The 22,328-nt window shown below is 69.8% G+C and carries 23 protein-coding genes and 4 pseudogenes; 12 read left to right on the plus strand and 15 right to left on the minus strand.

The window, feature by feature from the left end; all coding sequences use genetic code 11:
- The first annotated feature begins 216 nt into the window (after positions 1–216).
- From AB0D27_RS09330 to AB0D27_RS09340, 3 genes are read left to right on the plus strand one after another with little or no spacing between them, the layout of a single operon-like run.
- Positions 217–1,206 (plus strand): AraC family transcriptional regulator, encoded by a 990-nt coding sequence (locus tag AB0D27_RS09330; protein ID WP_362504396.1) that lies wholly within the window; start codon positions 217–219, stop codon positions 1,204–1,206.
- Positions 1,107–1,826: an AzlC family ABC transporter permease gene (locus AB0D27_RS09335; protein ID WP_362504690.1), complete on the plus strand. Its 720-nt coding sequence runs from the start codon at positions 1,107–1,109 to the stop codon at positions 1,824–1,826. Before AB0D27_RS09330 ends, AB0D27_RS09335 begins: the two co-directional genes overlap by 100 nt.
- A complete protein-coding gene (locus AB0D27_RS09340) occupies positions 1,823–2,131 on the plus strand; it encodes an AzlD domain-containing protein (protein ID WP_362504399.1) in 309 nt (102 codons plus the stop codon). Before AB0D27_RS09335 ends, AB0D27_RS09340 begins: the two co-directional genes overlap by 4 nt.
- Positions 2,132–2,268: 137 nt before the next feature.
- Here AB0D27_RS09340 and AB0D27_RS09345 read toward each other — a convergent pair whose 3' ends face one another.
- Positions 2,269–2,439, minus strand: coding sequence for a hypothetical protein (locus tag AB0D27_RS09345; protein ID WP_362504401.1), 171 nt, complete (start codon positions 2,437–2,439; stop codon positions 2,269–2,271).
- 487 nt (positions 2,440–2,926) lie between these two features.
- Between AB0D27_RS09345 and AB0D27_RS09350 the strand changes: the two are divergent.
- Positions 2,927–3,034 (plus strand): annotated as a pseudogene (locus tag AB0D27_RS09350) (helix-turn-helix domain-containing protein); the annotation flags it as partial.
- 112 nt (positions 3,035–3,146) lie between these two features.
- Here the strand turns inward: AB0D27_RS09350 and AB0D27_RS09355 are convergent.
- Positions 3,147–4,091, minus strand: coding sequence for a hypothetical protein (locus AB0D27_RS09355; protein WP_362504404.1), 945 nt, complete (start codon positions 4,089–4,091; stop codon positions 3,147–3,149).
- Between the two features lie 80 nt (positions 4,092–4,171).
- Here AB0D27_RS09355 and AB0D27_RS09360 point away from each other — a divergent pair, with 80 nt between their 5' ends.
- Positions 4,172–4,366, plus strand: coding sequence for a DUF3046 domain-containing protein (locus AB0D27_RS09360; protein ID WP_362504407.1), 195 nt, complete (start codon positions 4,172–4,174; stop codon positions 4,364–4,366).
- 60 nt (positions 4,367–4,426) lie between these two features.
- Positions 4,427–5,641: an AI-2E family transporter gene (locus AB0D27_RS09365; protein ID WP_362504410.1), complete on the plus strand. Its 1,215-nt coding sequence runs from the start codon at positions 4,427–4,429 to the stop codon at positions 5,639–5,641.
- 1 nt (position 5,642) lies between these two features.
- Here AB0D27_RS09365 and AB0D27_RS09370 read toward each other — a convergent pair whose 3' ends face one another.
- The gene (locus AB0D27_RS09370) at positions 5,643–6,422 is read right to left on the minus strand and encodes a hypothetical protein (protein WP_362504413.1); all 780 of its coding nucleotides are present in this window, start codon (positions 6,420–6,422) and stop codon (positions 5,643–5,645) included.
- 326 nt (positions 6,423–6,748) lie between these two features.
- On the opposite strand from AB0D27_RS09370, the gene recA reads away from it, so the two are divergent.
- From recA to AB0D27_RS09385, 3 genes and pseudogenes are all read left to right on the plus strand, one after another.
- Complete coding sequence (gene recA, locus AB0D27_RS09375; protein ID WP_362504416.1) at positions 6,749–7,873, plus strand: recombinase RecA; 1,125 nt, start codon at positions 6,749–6,751, stop codon at positions 7,871–7,873.
- A 3-nt stretch (positions 7,874–7,876) separates the two neighbouring features.
- Complete coding sequence (gene recX / locus AB0D27_RS09380; protein ID WP_362504419.1) at positions 7,877–8,788, plus strand: recombination regulator RecX; 912 nt, start codon at positions 7,877–7,879, stop codon at positions 8,786–8,788.
- 98 nt (positions 8,789–8,886) lie between these two features.
- Positions 8,887–9,446, plus strand: a pseudogene (locus AB0D27_RS09385) (Tn3 family transposase); the annotation flags it as partial.
- A gap of 76 nt (positions 9,447–9,522) precedes the next feature.
- On the opposite strand, the gene AB0D27_RS09390 reads toward AB0D27_RS09385, so the two are convergent.
- The 3 genes and pseudogenes from AB0D27_RS09390 to AB0D27_RS09400 form a co-directional block, all read right to left on the minus strand.
- On the minus strand, positions 9,523–10,785 hold the full coding sequence (locus AB0D27_RS09390) for an MFS transporter (RefSeq protein ID WP_362504422.1): 1,263 nt from the start codon (positions 10,783–10,785) through the stop codon (positions 9,523–9,525).
- Positions 10,786–10,818: 33 nt separating this feature from the next.
- The gene (locus AB0D27_RS09395; RefSeq protein ID WP_362504425.1) at positions 10,819–11,412 is read right to left on the minus strand and encodes a helix-turn-helix domain-containing protein; all 594 of its coding nucleotides are present in this window, start codon (positions 11,410–11,412) and stop codon (positions 10,819–10,821) included.
- Positions 11,413–11,543: 131 nt separating this feature from the next.
- Positions 11,544–11,837, minus strand: a pseudogene (locus AB0D27_RS09400) (site-specific integrase); the annotation flags it as partial.
- On the opposite strand from AB0D27_RS09400, the gene AB0D27_RS09405 reads away from it, so the two are divergent.
- Positions 11,773–12,012, plus strand: coding sequence for a hypothetical protein (locus AB0D27_RS09405; protein WP_362504705.1), 240 nt, complete (start codon positions 11,773–11,775; stop codon positions 12,010–12,012). The pseudogene AB0D27_RS09400 and the gene AB0D27_RS09405 sit on opposite strands and share 65 nt — an antisense overlap.
- On the opposite strand, the pseudogene AB0D27_RS09410 reads toward AB0D27_RS09405, so the two are convergent.
- The 8 genes and pseudogenes from AB0D27_RS09410 to AB0D27_RS09445 form a co-directional block, all read right to left on the minus strand.
- Positions 12,009–12,412, minus strand: a pseudogene (locus tag AB0D27_RS09410) (rhodanese-like domain-containing protein). The gene AB0D27_RS09405 and the pseudogene AB0D27_RS09410 sit on opposite strands and share 4 nt — an antisense overlap.
- A complete protein-coding gene (locus tag AB0D27_RS09415; protein ID WP_362504428.1) occupies positions 12,403–12,930 on the minus strand; it encodes a cysteine dioxygenase in 528 nt (175 codons plus the stop codon). The pseudogene AB0D27_RS09410 and the gene AB0D27_RS09415 overlap by 10 nt, the downstream one beginning before the upstream one ends.
- A 75-nt stretch (positions 12,931–13,005) precedes the next feature.
- A complete protein-coding gene (locus AB0D27_RS09420) occupies positions 13,006–13,305 on the minus strand; it encodes a putative leader peptide (RefSeq protein ID WP_362504431.1) in 300 nt (99 codons plus the stop codon).
- 171 nt (positions 13,306–13,476) lie between these two features.
- Complete coding sequence (locus AB0D27_RS09425; protein ID WP_362504434.1) at positions 13,477–15,102, minus strand: FAD-dependent monooxygenase; 1,626 nt, start codon at positions 15,100–15,102, stop codon at positions 13,477–13,479.
- A 339-nt stretch (positions 15,103–15,441) separates the two neighbouring features.
- On the minus strand, positions 15,442–16,335 hold the full coding sequence (locus AB0D27_RS09430; RefSeq protein WP_362504437.1) for an amino acid ABC transporter permease: 894 nt from the start codon (positions 16,333–16,335) through the stop codon (positions 15,442–15,444).
- Positions 16,332–16,997, minus strand: a complete 666-nt coding sequence (locus AB0D27_RS09435) for an amino acid ABC transporter permease (RefSeq protein WP_362504440.1) — start codon at positions 16,995–16,997, stop codon at positions 16,332–16,334. Before AB0D27_RS09435 ends, AB0D27_RS09430 begins: the two co-directional genes overlap by 4 nt.
- 132 nt (positions 16,998–17,129) lie before the next feature.
- On the minus strand, positions 17,130–17,966 hold the full coding sequence (locus AB0D27_RS09440; RefSeq protein ID WP_362504443.1) for a glutamate ABC transporter substrate-binding protein: 837 nt from the start codon (positions 17,964–17,966) through the stop codon (positions 17,130–17,132).
- A 108-nt stretch (positions 17,967–18,074) separates the two neighbouring features.
- A complete protein-coding gene (locus AB0D27_RS09445) occupies positions 18,075–18,851 on the minus strand; it encodes an amino acid ABC transporter ATP-binding protein (protein ID WP_362504446.1) in 777 nt (258 codons plus the stop codon).
- 283 nt (positions 18,852–19,134) lie between these two features.
- Here AB0D27_RS09445 and AB0D27_RS09450 point away from each other — a divergent pair, with 283 nt between their 5' ends.
- Positions 19,135–19,821, plus strand: coding sequence for a response regulator transcription factor (locus AB0D27_RS09450; RefSeq protein WP_362504449.1), 687 nt, complete (start codon positions 19,135–19,137; stop codon positions 19,819–19,821).
- A 9-nt stretch (positions 19,822–19,830) separates the two neighbouring features.
- On the plus strand, positions 19,831–21,309 hold the full coding sequence (locus tag AB0D27_RS09455; protein WP_362504452.1) for a HAMP domain-containing sensor histidine kinase: 1,479 nt from the start codon (positions 19,831–19,833) through the stop codon (positions 21,307–21,309).
- Here AB0D27_RS09455 and AB0D27_RS09460 read toward each other — a convergent pair whose 3' ends face one another.
- Positions 21,310–22,308, minus strand: coding sequence for a TAXI family TRAP transporter solute-binding subunit (locus AB0D27_RS09460; RefSeq protein ID WP_362504455.1), 999 nt, complete (start codon positions 22,306–22,308; stop codon positions 21,310–21,312).
- Between the last annotated feature and the right edge of the window lie 20 nt (positions 22,309–22,328).

A 22,328-nucleotide genomic window follows, 5' to 3' on the forward strand; every position in this document is an offset into this window, starting at 1 on the left:
CATGACGGCGAGCGATGGGGACAGAGCCGACGAGAATGTCGGCCGATCCGCCGGGGCGGGTTCGTGCCGCGAGAATGTCGGTGGCAGCGAGGCACCGCGGGGTCGTCGGTGCCGGAGAGACCCGCAAGCCGTCGATGGCAGCCGGGCCCCGCGGCACCGTCGGCGGTCCGCCGCCGACCGTGAAGCGGCTCGGACCACTGGCGCAGAATGGACAACATGGCGGTTTCGGCGGAGCGGGCACGGCACTGGCAGTACGCGGAGCTGCCCGGTGTCGATCTGCTACGGGCCCGCTACGTCGAGAAGATCTTCGTGCGGCACACCCACGAGAACTTCGTCATCGCCGCCATCGCCGACGGTGTGGAGGTCTTCCACCACGGAGGCGCCGACCAGTACGCGGGCCCGGGCGCCCTGGCACTCGTCAACCCGGACACCCCGCACACCGGCCGCGCGGGCGTTCCCGAAGGCTGGCGGTACGGGGCGGTGTACCCGTCGCCCGAACTGGTGGCGGAGATCGCCGCCGAGACCACCACCATCCGCGGGACGCCCGGATTCATCAGCCCGGTGCTCGACGACCCGTATGCGGCAGGCCTGGTCCACCAGGTGCTGCGGGCCGCAGAGGAGGGCAACGCGCTCGCCGCCGACACCCTGCTGCGCGTCGCCGTGACCCGGCTGCTGCGGCGGAACGGAGGGACGCTGCCGCAGCGAGCCGTGCACACCGCGGGTGCCCGCGTCGCCGCACGCGCGCGTGCCGTGCTGGAAGAGCGGATGGCCGAGCCCCCGACCCTGGAGCGGCTCGCCGACGAACTCGGCACCAGGCCGTTCGCCCTGCTGCGCGCCTTCCGGGACGCATACGGCATGCCGCCCCACACTTGGCTGACCGACGCCCGCGTACGCCGGGCACGCCACCTCCTGGACGCCGGTTCCGCGCCCGCAGAGGCGGCCGTCGCCGTCGGCTTCACCGACCAGCCGCACCTCAATCGGCACTTCACCCGGATCGTGGGCGTGCCTCCGGGCGCCTACCAGCGCGAGCGCAAGAACGTACAAGACGGTGAGGGGCGACTGCTCCTACCGTCCGATGCGTGGCAGAACAGACAGCTCTCGCAGACATACACAGTGAAGAAGGCGGAAAACCCGACGCCGCAGTCGTCCGGGACGCCCTGGGAGTCGGCGTCGCCGTCGGACTGTCCGGTTTCGCCTTCGGAGTGACCTCGGCCGGTAGTGGGCTCACGCTGCTGCAGACCTGCGCGCTGAGCCTCCTGGTGTTCACCGGTGCCTCGCAGTTCGCGCTCGTCGGCGCGCTCGCGGCCGGGGGCAACCCGCTGACGGCGGCAGCGGGCGCCTTCTTCCTCGGGGTCCGCAACGCCTTCTACGGACTGCGCCTGTCGCAGCTTCTCGCCCTCCCGCGCGCGGTGCGTCCGTTCGCCGCGCAGTGGGTCATCGACGAGACCACGGCGGTGGCCCTGTCCCAGCCCACCCGCCGCAGCGTTCGCATCGGCTTCACTGTCACCGGGCTCTCCCTCTACGTGCTGTGGAACCTCACCACCCTGCTCGGCGCCGTCGGCGCCGAGGCCATCGGCGATACCGACGCGTGGGGGCTGGACGCCGCCGGACCCGCCGTCTTCCTGGCACTGCTCGCGCCGATGTTGAAAACCACCACGGAGCGCGCGGTCGCGGGGCTCGCGGTCCTTCTGGGGCTCGGTCTGCTGCCCGTGCTGCCCGCCGGAGTCCCCGTGCTGGTGGCCGCGCTGGCCGCTCCCGCCGTCCTCTACGTAGCGGGGCGCCGCAGTCCGAAGACCGTTAACGACGCGCCGGGGGGAAACCGTTGAACATCTGGATCGCCATCGGCGCGACCGCCGTCGGCTGCTACGCCCTCAAACTCATCGGGCTGCTCGTCCCCGCGGGCATGCTGGAGAGGCCGCTCGTGCAGCGCCTCGCCGCCCTGCTTCCCGTCGCGCTCCTCGCCGCCCTCACCGCCCAGCAGACCTTCGCCGACGGGCGCGTCCTCGTCGTGGACGCGAAGGCCGCCGGGCTCGCCGCAGCCGCCGTCGCGCTGCTTCTGCGCGCCCCCTTCCTGCTCGTGGTCGCCGCTGCCGTGGGGGTGACGGCGGGGGTACGGGCGATGACCGGCTGACGACCGTTCCGGCGGGTGCACGCGCGCGTGTGGGCCGATAACCCGTGCAGGCGCGCGGTCGAAGGGGCGCAGGTCGGCTGGGTACTGTGACGTGTCACAAGGCCGCCCGTACGTCGCAGGAGCGTGCCGTGCCTCTCTCAGCAGCCGCCAAGGCGCTCGTGCTGCTCCTCCTGGAGTCGCATCACAGAGTCGTGGGCGCCGTCGCCGAGACGTACGTCGACGAGCGCACCGCCGTCGAGGCCGACGCCCGCGCCCAGCGCCGCTCCCTGATACGCGGTCTCCTGGACGGCGTACTCAAGCCCGGACACATACTCCTGGACCGAGCTGCGCCTGGAAGGGCCCGCCCTCGTGCTCGCCCTCGACCTGGGTGTGTCCGTCGAGGGTGTGGGCGAACGGCGGCGACAGCGCAGGGCGCAGACCGTCCTGGACCACGCGTTCGACACGGAGGTGGCGGCGGTCCTGGACGGCCGCCCGGGCCGTGCTGTCGTACCCAAGGAGTGCGAGCCGCCGGGCGACCTCGCCGAGCGGCTGAGTAAAGCCCTGGGGACGCCGGTCAGGGTCGCGCACGTGCCGGCAGCCGGGCCGGCCGACATCCCGGAGGCGGCCCGCACCCGCCGCGGCGTTCGCATCGGCTTCACCGTCACAGAGATCCTGCGCGCCACGCGCGCGTGCGGGCTGCCGCCGGGATGGCACCGCCTGGAAGACGTCCTTCTGGAGTTCCACCTCTCGCGCCCCGACCCCAGCAGCCACAAGATCGCCGCCCTGCTCGATCCGGTCGCCGACCGCCCCGAGCTCGTGGCGACCCTGCGAACCCACCTCGCGCACCAGCAGGACCGCAGAGCCACCGCCACAGCGCTGGGACTGCATCCGAACACCGTCGACAACCGGCTCGCCAAGATCGGGGACCGGACCGGCATCGACCTGTCGTCCCCCGGAGGGGCGGCCCTGGCGATCGCGGCGCTGCTCCTCAGGGACACCCAGGAGATGCCGGCCGCCCGTAATCGCGTCCCCGAGGTCAGCCAGTGGGCCGCTCGTAGGCCCGGAGGGTGCGCAGCGCCTCGATCGTCACCATGGGGCGGCACTCCAGGGCGGTGCCCGGAGCCCACTGGCGCCAGCGGATCGGCCAGCCGCCGTCCTCGTCCTGTTCGGCCGCCAGGTAGTCGAGCGAGCGCGTCATCTCCTCGTCGGTGAACCACGCGCGCGCGAGTGAGCCGGGAGTCTTCGCGTAATCGTGCGGGAAGTGGCGCTCTCCCGGCGCGTAACCGGGCGCGACCGGAAAGGCCTCGAGACGCTCGGGGTCCAGCGCCGCGAGCCGCTGCTCGCGTACCAGGCGGCCCAGACGGTCGGCGGTCGCCTCCGCGCGTGGGCGGTCGGGCGCGGAGTCCAGGAAGGCGACGGCCGCCTCGATCTCGTACGGATGGGACTTTTCCAGGGACTCGACCGCCTGCCAGCAGAAGTCGGTGGCCCGGAACAGCCAGGCGTGCCACACCTCGTTGCGGTGCAGCAGGCCCACCACGGGCCCGGTGGCGAGGAGTTCGCTCGGTGGGTCGTCGACGATCGGCACGAAGGGAGCCGCCGGATAGCCACGCTGGCTGGGATGGATCGCCGGCAGTGCGCCGTCCGCCGTCGACACGGACGTCAGATAGCGGCATACGCGCTCCACGCGCTGCCCGCCGCACCGCCCGATCGAGTCCAGCACGCGCAGCGCGTGCCCGGTGTGCAGCGGCTGGCTGACCGGGCCGCGCAGATCGGGTTCGAGCGCGTGACCGTACCCTTCGTCCTCGTTGCGGTAGGCGGCCAGCGCGGTCTCCACCGCGTCGGCGTCGCCGCCGAGGAAGTGGTACGCGAAACGCCGCTGCTCCAGCACGCGCGCGGTGAGCCAGATGAAGTGCTCGGCGCGTGCGAGCGGGGAGTGCGCCGGGGGCGTCTGGGGGAGTGGGGATGCTCCTGTTTCGGCCATGCGTCAGACCGTAGGACGGAAAGCGGTCTCGGCAAGCGGTCCCGGCCCGGGCCCACCCTCAGGGGCGGGATACTGGAGTCATGCGGTTGACGGTCTTCTGGCAGCGGATGGCGGAGCACTTCGGTGCGGGGTACGCCGAAACCTTCGCGCGCGATCATGTGATGACGGAGCTCGACGGGCGCACCGTGCACGAGGCGCTGAACGCGGGCTGGGAGGCCAAGGACGTGTGGCGCGTGGTGTGCACGGCCATGAACGTTCCGTACGAAAACCGCTGAAGGGTCACGAAGATCCGGGGACCGGGGCCGATTGTCGGTGGCGTGGGCGAGACTTGCACCGTGGCCCCGACAGACGAGACCGCGCAGGTCGACCAGCAGACATCACCCTTCGATACGACGCCGCCCACCCCGCCTCCGGGTGGGGACGCCGCCGCGCAGCGTGGACGCATGCCGCGCTGGCTGCCGCGCGCCATGGTGCTCGCCCTCGCGCTCATCGCCGTCTTTCAGTTGGGCAGCTGGGCGTTCCATCAACTCACCGGCCTGCTGATCAACATCCTGATCGCGTTCTTCCTGGCGCTCGCCATTGAGCCCGCGGTGAGCTGGATGGCTGCGCACGGCATGCGCAGGGGGCTGGCCACCTTCCTGGTCTTCCTCGGCGCGATGATCGCGATCGCCGGATTCATCACGCTGCTCGGCTCGATGCTCGCGGGGCAGATCATCAAGATGGTCGAGGGCTTCCCCGGCTACCTCGACTCGGTCATCAGCTGGATCAACACGAGCTTCCACACCGAGCTGAGACGGGTGGACATCCAGGACAGCCTGGTCCACTCCGACTGGCTGCGGAAGTACGTGCAGAACAGCGCCACCGGCGTCCTGGACGTGTCCGCGCAAGTACTGGGCGGCCTCTTCCAGCTGCTGACGATCGCGCTGTTCTCGTTCTACTTCGCCGCCGACGGCCCGAGGCTCCGGCGCGCGCTGTGCTCGGTGCTGCCGCCGGCCCGGCAGGCCGAGGTGCTGCGTGCCTGGGAGATAGCGGTCAACAAGACAGGCGGCTATCTGTACTCACGCGGTCTGATGGCGCTGATCTCGGGCATCGCGCACTACATCCTGCTGCAGGCCCTGGGTGTGCCCTACGCGCCGGTGCTCGGTGTGTGGGTGGGCCTGGTCTCCCAGTTCCTGCCGACCATCGGCACCTACCTCGCGGGTGCCCTGCCGATGCTGATCGCCTTCACCATCGACCCCTGGTACGCGCTGTGGGTGCTCATCTTCGTGGTGATCTACCAGCAGTTCGAGAACTATGTGCTGCAACCCAAGCTGACCTCCAAGACCGTGGATATTCACCCCGCGGTCGCCTTCGGGTCGGTCATCGCGGGCACCGCCCTCCTCGGCGCGGTCGGCGCGCTGATCGCCATCCCGGCCGTCGCCACGCTGCAGGCCTTCCTGGGGGCGTATGTGAAGCGGTACGACGTCACGGACGACCCCCGGGTGCACGGGCACCGGACGCGGAACTCGGTCGGCGTCCTCACGCGCGTGCGGCGGCTGTTCACCGGGTGACTCACCACGTGAGGACCGCCCACACGCCGGCGCCCACGACCGCCGTCACGTAGCAGCCGACCGCCGCGTACATGACCCGCTGTCGGGTCTCCTCGCTCCACGTGGTGCGGGACAGCAGCCAGGCCAGCGCGGGCAGTACCAGTACGGCGTGCAGGCTCACTCCGTGCAGCGGCTTGAGCGAGGCCGTCGAGTGGTACGCCGCCTCCTGGTGGCCGGTCCGGGTGAGGACGACACCGCGCGCGATCATCACGGCGCCCGACAGCAGGGCGACGAGCAGGATCGCGAACCCTGAGCGCAGCGCGAGCGGCATGCCCAGGGGGCCCGTGGGCGAGTTCCGGAACGAGGCGACCGCGAACACGGTGAGCAGCATCACGAGAACCCCGCCGCCCACCGCGAGCGTCATGGACACCGCCGTGTCGAAGCCGGTCTCCATGTTGAGATGCGAGGGCACCCGGCGCCACGCCTGCAAGGTGATACCGCCGACCTCCACCAGGCAGTCGGCGGCGAACACGACGAGCAGCGCGGTCCGCAGTCGTCCCCCGATGCGCAGATACGACGTGACCCACGTGATCGCGATCAGCGTCAGCCCGAAGGAGAATCCGAAGGTGACGGGCTTGCGCCAGGAGACGGGACCGTCCCAGGAGCCGCCGTCGACGGCGAAGACCACCAGATGCAAGCATCCCGAGAGCAGGAGCAGGGCGCCCGTCGCACAGCAGAGCAGCTCGGCCGGGCGGGGCGTGAGCTTCAGCGGTGTCAGGGGCCGGGACCTCGTGGTTTCCATGGCTCAAAGACTGGCGAGCGCGCCGCAGGCCGTCGTCGTACGGCCGAAGGCACCCGCCGTACGCCCGGGAGAGTAGCCCCGAAACGGGGGCGTTGTCAGAGCGCGAACGTACTCTCGGAGATGCCGCGTGGTGCGCTTGACACAAAAATCGAACATCCATTCTCATGGAGGCTCCGGCGGAGATCTCGACGGGGATTTCGTCAGGGTTTTCATGGAGATGTGCCCGAGTTATCCACAGGTCGGACGGGCGTCGGGGCGCATTGTCAGTGGCAGGCGTTAGCGTCTTTGACGTGAAGCGATCGACTCAAGCAAACCGGGTGGAACCCATGGCAGGTACTGACCGCGAGAAGGCGCTCGACGCCGCGCTCGCACAGATTGAACGGCAATTCGGCAAGGGCGCGGTGATGCGCCTCGGTGAGCGGCCGAACGAGCCCATCGAGGTCATCCACACCGGGTCGACCGCGCTCGATGTCGCCCTCGGTGTCGGCGGCCTGCCGCGCGGCCGAGTGGTGGAGGTGTACGGCCCGGAGTCCTCCGGTAAGACAACCCTGACGCTGCACGCGGTGGCGAACGCGCAGAAGGCCGGCGGCCAGGTGGCCTTCATCGACGCCGAGCACGCCCTCGACCCCGAGTACGCGAAGAAGCTCGGCGTCGACATCGACAACCTGATCCTGTCGCAGCCGGACAACGGCGAGCAGGCGCTGGAAATCGTCGACATGCTCGTCCGCTCCGGAGCGCTCGACCTCATCGTCATCGACTCCGTCGCAGCCCTGGTGCCGCGTGCGGAGATCGAGGGCGAGATGGGCGACTCGCACGTGGGTCTGCAGGCCCGTCTGATGAGCCAGGCTCTGCGGAAGATCACCAGCGCGCTCAACCAGTCGAAGACCACCGCGATCTTCATCAACCAGCTCCGCGAGAAGATCGGCGTGATGTTCGGCTCCCCGGAGACCACCACGGGTGGCCGGGCGCTGAAGTTCTACGCCTCGGTGCGGCTCGACATCCGCCGCATCGAGACGCTGAAGGACGGCACCGACGCGGTCGGCAACCGCACCCGTGTCAAGGTCGTCAAGAACAAGGTCGCGCCGCCCTTCAAGCAGGCCGAGTTCGACATCCTCTACGGGCAGGGCATCAGCCGCGAGGGCGGCCTGATCGACATGGGCGTGGAGAACGGCTTCGTCCGCAAGGCCGGCGCCTGGTACACGTACGAGGGCGACCAGCTCGGCCAGGGCAAGGAGAACGCGCGAAACTTCCTGAAGGACAACCCCGACCTCGCCAACGAGATCGAGAAGAAGATCCTGGAAAAGCTGGGCGTCGGTGTGAGGCCGCAGGAGCCCACCGCCGAGCCGGGTGCGGACGCGGCGGTCTCGGCCACCCCGGGCGACACCGCGAAGACGGTGCCCGCTCCGGCGGCCAAGGCCACCAAGCCCAAGGCCGCGGCGACCAAGAGCTAGTCCATGACACGACGAACCGACTGGGCCGAGTACGCCTACTCTGTCGCCCCGGAGGGGGCCGGGCAGGCGTATGACGGGGGCAACGGCGGCTCGGCCGGAGACGGCGGCAAGGCGTACGACGGCGGGGGGACGCACGGCGCTGACGACGGGTTCTACGGCGCCGATGAGCCCTATGGCGGCGATCCGGGCGGCGAGGGTTCGCCGGACGGCCCGCCGCGCGGTGACGGCCTGCCGGGCGGTCACGGTGCCGGTGCGCCGGGCGGTGGTTCGCGCCGTGGCGGGGGGCGGCGCGGTGACGACGGTCCGCGTGGCGGACGAGGACGCCGGAGGCGTGGCGGTTTCGGTGAGCCGTCCGGTGACCCACAGGACGGAGGCGCCCCTTCCTCGTCGAGGGCCGAGAAGGGGGAGCCCCCGCGGGACCCGGCTGAGCAGGCGCGGGCCATCTGTCTGCGCCTGCTCACCGGGACCCCGCGCACGCGAAAGCAGCTCGCGGACGCACTGCGCAAACGTGAGATCCCGGACGAGGTGGCGGACGAGGTGCTGTCACGGTTCGAGGACGTCGGTCTGATCAACGACAGCGCCTTCGCGGACGCCTGGGTGGAGTCCCGGCACCACGGCCGGGGTCTGGCCAGGCGGGCGCTCGCACAGGAGCTGCGGACCAAGGGCGTGGACTCGACAGTGATCGACGAGGCCGTAGGACAGCTCGACTCCGAGCAGGAGGAGGCGACCGCGCGCGATCTGGTTGCCCGCAAGCTGCGCGCCACGCGCGGACTCGAGCGCGACAAGCGGCTGCGGCGCCTCGCGGGCATGCTCGCCCGCAAGGGCTATTCGGAGGGCATGGCCCTGCGCGTGGTCCGCCAAGCGCTTGAGGAAGAGGGCGAGGACACGGACGGGCTCGGGGGAGAAGGGTTCTGAGCCGCGCACCGGTGCGATCGCGGGTCCTGAACACGGTAGACGCGCGGGGGCGCCGATCGCGTTCAGGGCCCGGACGTATGCCGGGCCGCGTGGGTGAATCCGCGGCCCGCGGCCGGGTCGACCTCGCCCGCAATGAGCGGCACTGGGAGGACATCCTGCGGATCATCGGCTCGATCCACACCGGCGCGGTGCGCGCGTACGACGTGATCCGGATGCTGTCGCGGGACGGGCGGCCGACCCCGCTCGGCGACGCGATCGCGCACTACGGGCGGATCGCCAAGTCCCTGCACATCCTGCGCGTGGCCGATGAGCCCGGCTACCGGCGGCAGATCAAGGTGCAGGCCAATCTCCAGGAGGGCCGCCACTCCCGCGCCCGGAAGATCTTCCACGGTCGCTCGGAGCAGCTCTACCAGCGCTACCAGGACGGCATGGAGGACCAACTCGGTGCGCTCGGCCTGGTCCTCAACGCCCTCGTGCTGTTCACGACGCGGTACACGGACGCCGCGGTGAACCAGTTGCGCGCGGCCGGCTTCGACGTCCGTGACGAGGATGTGGCCCGCCTCACATCAATATGCTGGACCGGTACTCCTTCCAGCTCCCCGACCTGCCCGGAGGCTTGCGACCACTGCGTGATCCGGATGCCGTAGACGGCGAGTAATCGCGGCTCATGGGAGACGCCGACCAGCCCCTGCTGCGGGCTGGTCCCCGGGGCTGCGGTTGGGTTGCTTAGATGGTCACGCTGGCCGCTGCCGGGGCAGTTCGGCGTGCCGCACCGCGTCGGAGGCCAGGGCGATGGCCACGCCCAGGCTGGCGAAGATGCCGCAGGCGACGAACACCGGGGCGGCGCCCCAGGCTCCGATGGCAGCGCCGACCAGCGGGTAGCTGAGGGGGGCGAGACCGACCATGGTGAGCATGACGACGGAGGTGACTCGGCCGAGATAGGCCGGGTCCGCCGCCGTCTGTATGAGGGCGTTGTCCAGACTGCCGAAGACACCCGCGTTCAGCCCGATGACCGCGGCCAGCACCACGGCGAGCCAAAGGGTAGGCACCAGCGCGATGGTGGCCGCACCCGCGCAGCCCACGAGCAGTGTCCCGGCCATCATCAGGCCGGCACGGGGCAGCCAACCGGCGATGGCGAGCAGCGCGGCGCTGGCCGCAGCTCCTGCGCTGAAGCTGCTGACGATCCAGCCGTAGCCGGAAGGGCCCCAGCCTCGTTCGGCGTTGAGGAGCACCATGCCGACGTTGAGGGTGCCGCTGAGGCCGAGTTCCGAGATGGCGCCGGCGGCGACGAGCGGGCCGATGAGGCGGTGGCGGCGGATGTAGCGCAGGCCGTCGAGCAGTTCCTGCCGCGCGGTGCCGGGCTCCGTCCGCTCGGCGTCGCTCGCCACAAGGGGCCGTATCCGTATCGTCAGCAGGAGTGGCAGAGACAGTGCGATGAGCAGGCCGGCGACGGTGAAGGCGGCAGCAGGTCCGCCGAGTCCCATAGCCAGGCCGCCGATCGGGGGGCCCGCGATCTGGCTGAGGCGCGTCGACAGCGTGCGCATGCCGGTGATCCGGGCCAGCTGGTCAGGGGCGGTGATCCTGGGCGGGAGGGCACCGAGAGCGGGTACGAACAGCGCGTCGACGGCGCCGAAGACGAGCGCCACCGTGACCAGGATCCACAAGGCCGGCGCAGTCAGTGCGATGCCGGCGGCCACCGTCAGGATGAGGAGACAGCGCAGCGCGTCACTTCCGAGAATCACCCGACGGGGGTCGAACCGGTCGGCCACCACACCCCCGCCGAGCATGAGTAACGCTCGTGGCAGGGCCCCTGAGGCCATGACGAGGCCGACTTCGGTAGGACCGGCGGTCTTCTGGGCGGACCAGCCCAGGGCGACGAAGTACACGCTGTCGCCGATGAGGGAGACGGTGTAGGCGGTGAGCCAGCGCAGCACGTTGCCGTCGCGGTGGGCCGGTGCGGTGGCCTGTTCGGGCAGGGCTGTCTCTGGGGTGGCCATGGTGGGCTCCAGTAAGTCGGGGATACGGCCGGGTCAGGGCCGGAAGGGAAAGCCGTAGAGGTGCACGGAGACGTGCTCGCGGTCCTCGGTGTCGTCGGCCGCCTTGGCGGCCTTGCCGCGCTCCCGCCAGCGTCGGGCCAGCGCCTCAAGCTCGTCGCTCATCTCGGCGAGTTCGGCCGGGGTGAGGTCGAGCAGCCACTCGGAGCTGAAGGACGCGTCGGTCCACGCTTTGCCCCAGCCGGACTTCTGGTCGAGATACGTGCGGTACTGGGAGACGCGGGTGTCGAACATGCCTCGGGTCACTGCCCCGACGGCGGCGGCGCCCTCGGGCGTGTCCGCGAAGTCCGAGTCGCGGAAGCCCCAGCCCTCCTCGGACGCCACCTGCCACCACCGCTCGCGGCCGTCGGCGCTCTGGCCGCTCGCCTGGGTCACGAAGCCGTGCTCGGCCAGCTTGCGCAAGTGGTAGCTGACCAGCGAGGGCGTTTCGTCGACATGCTCGGCGAGCTGAGAGGCGGTCGCGGTGCCCGCGGCGTACAGCAGCCGGTACAGCTGCATCCTCAGCGGGTTCATGAATGCCCTCAACCGTGACAGGTCGGTGATCTGCTCAGGCTCGTGCTTCGGTCGCATGCACTCACCGTAAGTATGAAGCGAATACTTCGCAATAACTGCTTCAGAATTGGGCGGCCGAGCAACCCGGCTTTGTGCGCAGGGGACTTGGGACAGCTCAGCCCGGCTCGGCTTGACTGCCGCTGACCAGGTCAGCGCCGACTGTCTTCGGGGGCAAGCAAGCTGGTGACCTCGGCGATCGCCTTTCGCCGAAGGGTGGAAATAGCGCCGTACGTTCTCCGGCTTCTTGTGCCGTGACTTGGCCATAAGCATCGGCAGGCTGGCTCCGGCCTCGCCGAGGTGGGTGAGTCCGGAGTGGCGCCATTGATGCAGTCCCAGCCCGCGCCCTGCACACCGCCGAGTGTCGTATGAGCGTCGAGCATGGCGCGCGCCTGCCCGTACGACAGCCGCGCGAGTCCGGTGTCCGGGCACACGTCGCGCGGGCTGGTGTACGTGACGGTCGTCGCGGTCGCAGCGGTACTCGCCCTCGTCGCCACGGCGCTGCCGGGCCGGGTGGCGTTGCAGGTTCGCCCCGTCACCGTGGCCACCGCACGGAGTAAGGGGCAGTTGCCAATGGTGGGCGCCCCTTACCTGAAAGGGGCGCCCACCATCGCGGCCTAGGCGGCAGTCACAGGGAACCCGGCGGCCTTCCATGCCTGGAAGCCTCCGACCAGGTCGGTGGCCCGGTGCAGGCCCAACTGGCGCAGGGACACGCGGCGAGGCTCGACGCGTAGCCCTCGTTGCAGATCACCACGACCCGCAGATCGTGGCTCGTGGCCTCCGGGGCGCGGTGACTGCCCTGGGGGTCGAGCCGCCACTCCAGTTCGTTGCGTTCGACGACGAGGGCGCCGGGGATCAGACCGTCGCGCTCACGCAGGGCCGCATACCGGGTGTCGACCAGGAGCGCCTCGCCCGCCTGCGCTGCTTCGAACGCCTCCTTGGCCTCGACGCGGTCCAGGCTCTCGCGCACCTGCTCCAGCAATTCGTCGACCCCTACGGGCTGGCGGACGCTCACTGCCAGTCCTCCGGGCGCTCGACGTGCTCCAGGCGCAGCAGCTGGCCGGTACGGCTGTAGCGGCGGATCTGCGGGAGCGGCGGGTAGTACGCGTGGACGGAAATCGCGTGCTCTTGCGTGGACTCGTTGAGCACCTCGTGCACATGGTGACGGCCGAAGGAGCGACCCTTGCCCGCGGGCAGCGTCCGTTTCCGGTCGATGCCTTCGGCGAGTTCCAGTGTCTTCCAGCCGTCGGCGGGCAGCCGCGCGGTGAGCGAGTGCTCCTTGAGCTCGCCCGAGGCGGTGGTGAAGGCGCCGACCGACTCGGCGTGGTCGTGCCAGCCGGTTCCGGTGCCGGGCGGCCAGCCGATGAGCCAGGCCTCGCTGCCTCCCGGGCCTTCGAGGCGCACCCAGGTACGGCCCTCGGGGTCGAGTGGCAGCGAGGCGATCAGCTCGGCGTCGGCGGCCGTACGGCGTACGAAGTCGAGCAGGTCGGCCTGGGCGGGAGCTTGGGGTGGTGCGGAGACAGAGGGTGACACAGACACTCGTACCGTCCTGAGGGTTCGCGTGGGAGCGCGCGGCAGCACGAGGGTGGCGCGCGGAAGAAGTGGGATGCGAGTTCAGCAGGACGGGCGACACACGCAGCCCGCATAGCGGACGAGGTCCATATGGACCCTCCGCCACAGGCGCACACAGGTGTCGGTCACGATCCGGAGTACACCATGGCGCTGCGGGCCGGTCAACTCACCGTCACTATGTGGACGCACGGTGACGGCGGGTGCGGCCGACGGCCTTGGCTTCGGTCGGCCGCCACCCCTGAGCGGCAGGTCACGGGCGGTTTCGGGGGTCGGCAGGCTCGGGCGGGGCGGGGCAGGGCGGGGCAGGGGCGAGCCGGATCCCGGTGGATGGACGATCACCACGGCCCCGCACAGGCGGGACTCGAGCGGGTCGGATCCCGGGGGCCTGGACGATCATCACGGCCCCGCGTAGGCGGGACTCGAGCGGGGCCGGATCCCGGGTGGCCCGGACGATCACCACGGCTCCCCACCGCGTCCCCAGGGCCGGGCCGTCACCGCGGACTCAGCCCTCGCTCAGCCCGTACTCGCCGTAGCCTCCGCCTTCGTCGGTCCGCCCAGCGTCGCCTCGGCCGCCTCGTACAGGTCGGCCGGGCGTACCCCGCCGAAGGCGGTGACCAGGTGGCCGTCGGGGCGGACGAGGAGCACGGTGTGTGCTGCCGCGCCCGGATAGTTCTCGGCGACCAGCAGTTCGGCGGGGTGCGGCAGCGCGGTGACGGCGGCGGCGAGCCGGGGCATGATCCCGGCCGTCACCCAGTGCCTACGGTCCCAGACGGCCGTACCCGGAGCGATGAGGACCGTGAGCAGCACCCCACGCCCGAGCCGGTCCCGCAGCCGCACGAACGAGCCGTCCTCCGCGGTCACCCGTACGTCGACGACCGGCGCGCCGGGCGCCGTGCCCACGGGAGTCACCGACTCGGCGCGCGGAGGCGCGAGCGGTGAATCGGCGTACGCCCCCGGCGCGCCCAGGAGGCCGCGCCCCAGATGGCCGTCCGTGAGCAGCGCGTCGTGGCCGCGGGCCGACCCGGGGACGTAGGCGCGCAGCCCCCCGCCGCCGCGCAACAGCGGCATCGCCTGGTCGGCGGCGCGCAGCCGGGCTGCGACGACGGCGCGTCGCTCCGCCTGGTAGCTGTCGAGGAGCGCCTCGTGCGGGCCGTGATGCCAGGCGAGGGCCAGCTTCCAGGCGAGGTTGTCGGCGTCTCGCAGGCCCTCGTCCAGGCCGTGCGTGCCGAGCGCGCCCAGCAGGTGCGCGGCGTCCCCGGCGAGGAAGACACGGCCGACGCGCCACCGTCGGGCGAGACGGTGATGGACGGTATGGACACCGGTGTCGAGCAGTTCGTAGGGGGGTGTGGAGCCCCCGCTCCAGCCCGCGAGGGTCTCCCGGATGCGCGCCACCAGCAGTTCGGGCGTGACCAGGTCCTGGCCCGGGGGGAGCAGCCAGTCCAGACGCCACGTGTCGTCGGCGAGGGGGCGCGCGGTCACCTCCCCGGCCGAGGGGCCCGACGTCCGCCACGGCGGCATCCGGTGCAACAACGCCTCGCCGGGCCACGGAAGTTCCGTACGCAGCGCCGCTACGGCGTGTCGCTCGACGGCCGTGCGTCCGGGGAAGCGGATGTCTTGGAGCTTGCGCACGGTGGAGCGCGTTCCGTCGCAGCCGACCAGGTAACTGCCGCGCCACCAGGTGCCCCTGGGCCCGCGCGTGTGCGCGGTGACGCCGGACGTCTCCTGCTCCAAGGAGTCGAGGCGGCTGTCCACGACGACCTTGATCAGCCGCTCCCGCGCGACGGCATCGCGAAGGGCGCCGGTCAGGGCGTGCTGGGCGATGTGCAGCGGGGCGGAGGGCATCTCCGCGCCGTCCGCATCCGCGGCGGTCCCCTCGCCGAACGTGATCTCGCGCATCACCTGCTTGCGTCGCAGCGACCGCCATCCGGCCCAACGGAAACCCTCCTGCGAGACGGGGAAGCCCGTCAGCCGCTCGACGAGCGCGGCCGTGTCCTCGCGCAGCACCACGGTCCGGGCGAGCCGCTGTTCGTCCTTGCCCGGACCCTCGTCGAGGACCACCGTGGGGACCTCCTGGCGGGCCAGCCCAAGGGCGAGCGTGAGCCCGACGGGCCCCGCTCCGACGATGATCACCGGGTCCACGGCGCGGCGCCCCCTGCCCGGAGCGGTGTCCTGAGGAACGTACGGGAACAGGCAGTTGGAGCGGGGTGCACGATCACAGAACGTATGCAACAGACTGCACGCCACCCGGTCAAGCCGGACGCACAAAAGGTGCCCCCCGGCCGGACAACGCGACGAGTGCGAGTAGCCGAGCCCGTGAACGTGGCTGGAGGTGTCTTCGGACTGCAGGCGATGCGCGCGCTCTTCAAGGGGGAAATGACGTCGACGCCGAACAGGCCGAAGGGCACGGCCGCAACAAGTCACGTGGCCCACCAGACATCTGGTGGGCCACTCCCATACGCGCTACGCGATCAATTGCCGTCAGAAGGCGGCACCACCCACGCCCGTCGCCGCGGTGCCCGCGATCCCCGCATCATCTGCCGGGAGCACCGCGCCAGTCGACTTCTTGCCGCGCCGCAGCCTGCCCTCCAGCCAAGAGGCGAAGCTGGTGAGGGCGAAGTTCAGCACGATGTAGATCGCGGCCACCACGATGAAGCTCTGGAAGACGTCGGCGTAATTGGCCGCGGCCGTGCTGCGCGCGTTGAGCAGCTCGGGGTACGCCAGTATCACGCCGCCCAGGGCAGTGTCCTTCACGATGACCACGAGCTGGCTGACGATGGCCGGCAGCATGGCGGTGACGGCCTGCGGGAGCAGGATGCTGGTCATCGTCTGACCCTTGCGCAGACCGATCGCGAACGCGGCCTCCGTCTGCCCCTTTGGCAGGGCGAGGATGCCGGCCCGTACGATCTCGGCGAGGACCGAGGCGTTGTAGAGCACGAGCCCGGTGACGACCGCGTAGAGGGGCCGCTCCTCGCTGCTGAGGTTGCTGGAGCGGACGTAGAACTCGTTGGCGAACAGCATCAGCAGCAGCACCGGGATGGCCCGGAAGAATTCGACCACCATACCGGCCGGTACGCGGACCCACCGGTGGTCGGACATGCGTGCGATGCCGAAGAACGCGCCCAGGGGGAGCGCGATGACCATGGCGAGCGCCGCGGCCTTCAGCGTGTTGCGCAGGCCCGGCAGCAGATACGTCGTCCATGCCTGGGAGGTGGTGAACGGCTCCCACAGGGACCACTTCAACTGGCCCTTGTCGTCCATCGTCTGCCAGATCCACCACAGGAACAGGGCCAAGAGGACGAAGAAGACCACCGACAGGAGCAGATTGCGCCGCTTGGCGCGGGTGCCGGGGGCGTCGTATAGAACGGAGGTCATCGCTTCACCGCCAGTCGCTTGCTCAGCCAGCCGAGGAAGAGGCCGGTGGGAAGGGTCAGTACCACGAAGCCGAAGGCGAAGACCGCGCCGATGGCCACCGTCTGGGCCTCGTTCTCGATCATGCTCTTCATCAGGCTGGCGGCCTCGGCCACACCGATGGCGGCCGCCACGGTCGTGTTCTTGGTCAGTGCGATCAGTACGTTGGCCAGCGGCCCGATGACGGAGCGAAAGGCCTGCGGCAGGATGATGAGTCTCAGGACCTGGCTGAAGCTCAACCCGATGGCGCGCGCCGCCTCGGCCTGTCCGACCGGCACGGTGTTGATGCCGGAGCGCAGCGCTTCGCAGACGAAGGCCGCGTGGTAGGCGATGAGACCGAGCACCGCCAGCCGGAAGCCCTGGACTTTGAAGTCGGAGGTGCCCATCGTCACGCCGAAGATGTCGGCGAGGCCGAGCGAGGTGAAGACGATGATGACCGTCAGGGGGATGTTCCGGACGATGTTCACGTAGGCGGTGCCGAATCCGCGCATGAGCGGGACCGGACTGACCCGCATCCCGGCCAGCAAGGTGCCCCAGACCAGGGAGCCGACGGCGGACAGGGCGGCGAGTTTTACCGTCGTCCAGAACGCCCCGAGGACGTCATAACCTTGAAGAAAGTCGAACACGATCTCCCGCGCTTCCGGGTATGTGACGTACGTGGAGGACGCGGCGCGCCGCCACCGTGATCGCGGCGGGCGGCGGCGCGCCTGCGGAATTCCGCGTTACCCGCGGGATTCCTTCGTCGGCGGAATTCCGCGTTACTTGACGATGTTGCCGATCTTCGGGGCCTGCTCGTTCTTGTAGTTGGCCGGACCGAAGTTCTTGGAGACGGCCTTCTGCCAGGAGCCGTCGCTGACCATCTTCTCCAGCGCGGTGTTGATCTTGTTCACCGTGGTGGTGTCGCCCTTCTTGACACCGATGCCGTAGTTCTCGTTGCTCAGCTTGAGCCCCGCGAGCTTGAACTGGCCCTTGTACTTGTCCTGGGCGGCGAAGCCCGCGAGGATCGAGTCGTCGGTGGTCACCGCGTCCACGGCGCCGCTCTGCAGGCCGGCGATGCACTCCGAATAGCCGCTGTACTCGCGCAGGTTGGCCTTCGGGGCGATTGTGTCGTGGATGTTCTGCGCCGAGGTGGAGCCGGTCACGGAACAGAGCTTCTTGCCGTTGAGGTCCGTGGCCTTGGAGATGTTGGAGTTCGCCTTGACCAGCAGGTCCTGGTGGGCCAGCAGGTAGGGGCCGGCGAAGTCGACCTTCTGCTTGCGCTCGTCGGTGATCGAGTACGTGGCCGCGATGAACTTGACGTCACCGCGGGCGAGCGCGTTCTCGCGGTCGGCACTCTTGGTCTCGACGAACTCGATCTGGTTGGGCTTGTAGCCGAGTTGCTTGGCGACGTAGGTCGCCACGTCCACGTCGAAGCCGGAGAAGGAACCGTTCGGCTCCTTCAGGCCAAGGCCGGGCTGGTCGTACTTGATGCCGATCTTGATCTTGCCGCCGCCCGAGGAGCCGCTGTCGTTCTTGTTGTCGGAGCCGCACGCCGTGGCGGTGACCGCGAGGGTGAGGGCGACGGCCGAGGCGGCGGTGACCTTGCGGAGCTTCATGGTGAACATCCTTTGCGTGGTGAAGAGATGCAGTTCTTCAGTAATGAAAGTGAGGTCTTCAGTAATGAACTTCATCGATGAACTTCAGAAGTGAAGAAGTGCAGGACGTCAGTGGTGCAGGATCTTCGACAGGAAGTCCTTGGCCCGGTCGCTGCGCGGGTTGCTGAAGAACTGGTCCGGCACAGCCTGTTCGACGATGCGACCGTCGGCCATGAACACCACTCGGTTGGCAGCCGAACGAGCGAAGCCCATTTCATGGGTGACGACGATCATGGTCATGCCGTCCCGAGCGAGCTGCTGCATGACTTCGAGGACCTCGTTGATCATCTCGGGGTCCAGTGCCGAGGTCGGCTCGTCGAAGAGCATGACCTTCGGGCCCATCGCCAGCGCCCGCGCGATCGCGACACGCTGCTGCTGACCGCCCGACAGCTGAGCGGGGTACTTGTCCGCCTGTGTGCCGACGCCGACGCGGTCGAGCAGTGTGCGTGCCTTCTCCTCGGCGGCCTTCTTGTCGGCCTTGCGGACCTTGATCTGACCCAGCATCACGTTCTCGAGCACCGTCTTATGCGCGAAGAGGTTGAAGGACTGGAAGACCATCCCCACGTCGGCCCGCAGCCGGGCGAGCGCCTTGCCCTCCTCGGCCAGCGGCTTGCCGTCGATCAAGATGTCGCCCGAATCGATCGTCTCCAGGCGGTTGATGGTGCGGCACAGGGTGGACTTCCCGGACCCGGAGGGCCCGATGACCACGACGACCTCGCCACGGGCGATCGTCAGGTCGATGTCCTGGAGCACGTGCAACGCGCCGAAGTGCTTGTTGACGCTCTTCAGGACGACCAGTTCCTCGGTCGCGGCCACCGCGTCCTTGGCCACCGATACTTCGGTCATCGCTTTTGGGCTCCGTCCTCCTCGGTTTCGGAGGACAGTAGTAACCCCGTACTACCAGCGTCATTACATCTGAGGGGAACTTGAGCATCACGATCCGATAGCAATCGGACACGTGTCGTAGCAGGCGTACACGAGCGCGTACCGGCTGGATAACGGTAGCCCTCCGCAACCGGAAGTCCCTTGACGCCGTCCTGTCCATCGGCGTGACTTCCATGGTGCATGCGCGCGCGCACCGCGTTCTACAAGCCGAGACCGTACGACCGATGAACCGGAGGGGGCCGGAATGAGACTGCTCCTCGTCGAGGATGACAACCATGTCGCCGCCGCCCTGTCCGCGGTACTCGCGCGGCACGGCTTCGACGTCACGCACGCTCGCAGCGGCGAGGAGGCCCTGCAGGCGCTGGTCCCGGAGAGCGACGGCTTCGGTGTCGTCCTGCTCGACCTGGGCCTGCCCGACCAGGACGGCTACGAGGTCTGCGGCAAGATCCGCAAGCGGACCGGCACCCCCGTGATCATGGTCACCGCGCGGGCCGACGTACGCTCCCGGATCCATGGCCTCAACCTCGGCGCCGACGACTACGTGGTGAAGCCGTACGACACGGGGGAGCTGCTCGCCCGTATCCATGCCGTCAGCCGGCGCAGCGTGTCCGATGACGCATCGGTCCCCGGCGAGACGGGGCTGCGACTCGGGCCCGTGCGCATCGAACTCCCCAACCGCCAGGTCACCGTGGATGGTTTGATCGTCCAACTGACCCGCAAGGAGTTCGACCTTCTCGCGCTGCTGGCCCAGCGCCCCGGAGTGGTGTTCCGCCGCGAGCAGATCATCAGCGAGGTGTGGCGCACCAGTTGGGAGGGGACCGGGCGCACCCTGGAGGTGCATGTCGCGTCCCTGCGCTCCAAGTTGCGCATGCCGGCGTTGATCGAGACCGTGCGCGGCGTCGGGTACCGGCTCGTCGCCCCTGCGGCGTAGCGGGCACGGGTGCGCACACGTCTTCTGCCGCTGCTCATCGTCCTGATGGCCGCCGTGCTGCTCGCGCTGGGCATTCCGCTCGCCGTGAGTGTCGCGGCCGCCCAGCAGCAACGGGTGGTCGTCGACCGTATCGACGACACGGCGCGCTTCGCGGCCCTCGCGCAGTTCGTCACCGACTCGCCGACGGACTCCTCGACCGACTCGTCGTCCAGCGCCCCGGTGGGCCTCACGGACGAACGCCGCGAGACCCTGCGCAAGGAACTCGCTCGCTACTACAGCGTGTACGGCATCCGGGCCGGCGTCTTCTACCGCAACGCCAAGCCCATGGCCAACGCCCCGGAGACCTGGGTCCTGCCCAAGACGGGCGAGGCGCGCGACGCGTACAACGAGGCGCTCGTCAGCCGCCGCAGCCACGACCCCGAGCAGGTCTGGCCGTGGCAACGCCACCGTCTCGTCGTGGCCTCTCCGGTGATCAGGGACGGCGACGTCATGGCCGTCGTCGTCACCGACTCGCCCACCGGGCAGATGCGTTCGAAGACCCTGCACGGCTGGCTGATCATCGGCGCGGGCGAGGTCACCGCGATGCTGCTCGCCGTCGGCGCCGCGCTCCGACTCACCGGCTGGGTACTCAGGCCCGTACGCGTCCTCGACGCCACCACGCACGACATCGCGACCGGACGTCTGAAGTCCCGCGTCGCGGCCGCCGGTGGGCCACCGGAACTCAGGCGCCTGGCCCGGTCGTTCAATGAGATGGCGGACAACGTCGAGGACGTCCTGGAGCAGCAGCGCGCCTTTGTCGCCGACGCCTCGCACCAGCTGCGCAACCCGCTCTCGGCGTTGCTGCTGCGCATCGACCTGCTCGCCCTCGAACTCCCCGAGGGCAATGAGGAGATCGCGTCGGTCCGCACCGAGGGCAAGCGCCTCGGACAGGTCCTCGACGACCTCCTCGACCTGGCGCTCGCCGAGCACGCCGAGGCGGACGTGTCCCTCACGGACATCGGCGCGCTGACGGCCGAGCGCGTGGCGTCCTGGCAGCCGGTCGCCCAGAGGAAGGGCGTACGGCTGACGGGGACCTGTCCGGCCACCACCGCCTGGGCCGATCCGGTCACGCTGTCCAGCGCCCTGGACGCGGTGATCGACAACGCCGTGAAGTTCACCCCCGAGGGGGAGAGGGTCGAGGTCATGGTCGCCTCAAACGGTGAGTACTCGACGATCGTGATCACCGACGGCGGCCCTGGTCTCAGCGACGAGGACCTGGTCCGCGTCGGCGATCGCTTCTGGCGCAGCGCGGGACACCAGAACATCAAGGGCTCCGGCCTCGGCCTGTCCATCTCCCGCGCGCTGCTCGCCGCGGGCGGCGGCACCATCGCGTACGACCATCAAGAGCCGCACGGCCTGAGGGTCACGGTGACGGTGCCAAGGTCGGGGCCGGCTTCTGACCGTAGCCGGTCTGTACCTACTGATACGTACAAGCCGATGGGCGGGTAGCTAGGGCTTGATCGACCGGTAGTAGCGTCGTGCGCCCTCGTGCAGCGGCAGCGGGTCCGTATAGATGGCTGTTCGCAGGTCCACCAGCTGGGCCGCGTGCACCACGGCGCCGATGTGGTCGCGGCTGGCGATCACCGTGCGGGTGAGCTCCTCAGTGAGCTTCGCGTCCGCGTCCTCGCGGGTGATCAGGAAGTTGGCCACGGCCACCGTCTGCACGGCCGAGCCGCGCTGTGCCCTGGGGTAGGCATCGGCGGGCATCACCGCGGCTCGGTAGTAGCGCGAGGCACCGCCCTGACCGTGCAGCTTCTTGATGAGGTCGCCGCCGATCGGCACCAGCCGTATGTCGAAGCTCTTCGAGAGCTCAAGGACCGCGCTGGTCGGCAGGCCGCCGGACCAGAAGAAGGCGTCGATCTTGTGCTGCTCGAGCAGGCCGGGCATGGTCGCGATGCCATCGGCCAGCGGCTTGATGCCCCGGGCGGGGTCGATTCCGGCCGCCCGCAGCACATGGTCCGCTATCAGCCGTACCCCGGAACCACTCGGCCCCACGGCGACCTTCTTGCCACGCAGGTCCGCCACCGTCCGCACGGACGACGAGCGCGGGACCACCAGGTGCACATAGTCGTCGTAGAGCCGGGAGCAGCCGCGCAGCCGGTCCGCTCCCGGCTTGTCGTGAAGGAGGTACGTCTCCACCGCGTCGGCCGCCGCGATGGAGAAGTCGGCCTTCCCGGTGGCCACCCGCCGGACGTTCTCCTGCGACCCGTCGCTGTTCACCAGCCGCACGTCCAGGCGCGGCATGTCCTTGGCGAGGGCGCCCTGAAGGAGCGTGCCGTACTTCTCGTACACCCCTGTCGGCGTGCCCGTGCTGAACGTGATCGTCCCGCCCGGCGACTCCTCGCCCAGTGGCAGCAGCCACCACAGCAGCAGCCCGAAGACCAGGAAGGCGGTCGCCGAGCCGAGCAGCGCGCGGCGCCGGCCAATACGGGAGAGTGCCTGGAACATGCGCGCGATCCTGCCAGCCC

Origin of the sequence: Streptomyces sp. NPDC048415 (assembly GCF_040651675.1) — a bacterium.
Lineage (GTDB): Bacteria > Actinomycetota > Actinomycetes > Streptomycetales > Streptomycetaceae > Streptomyces.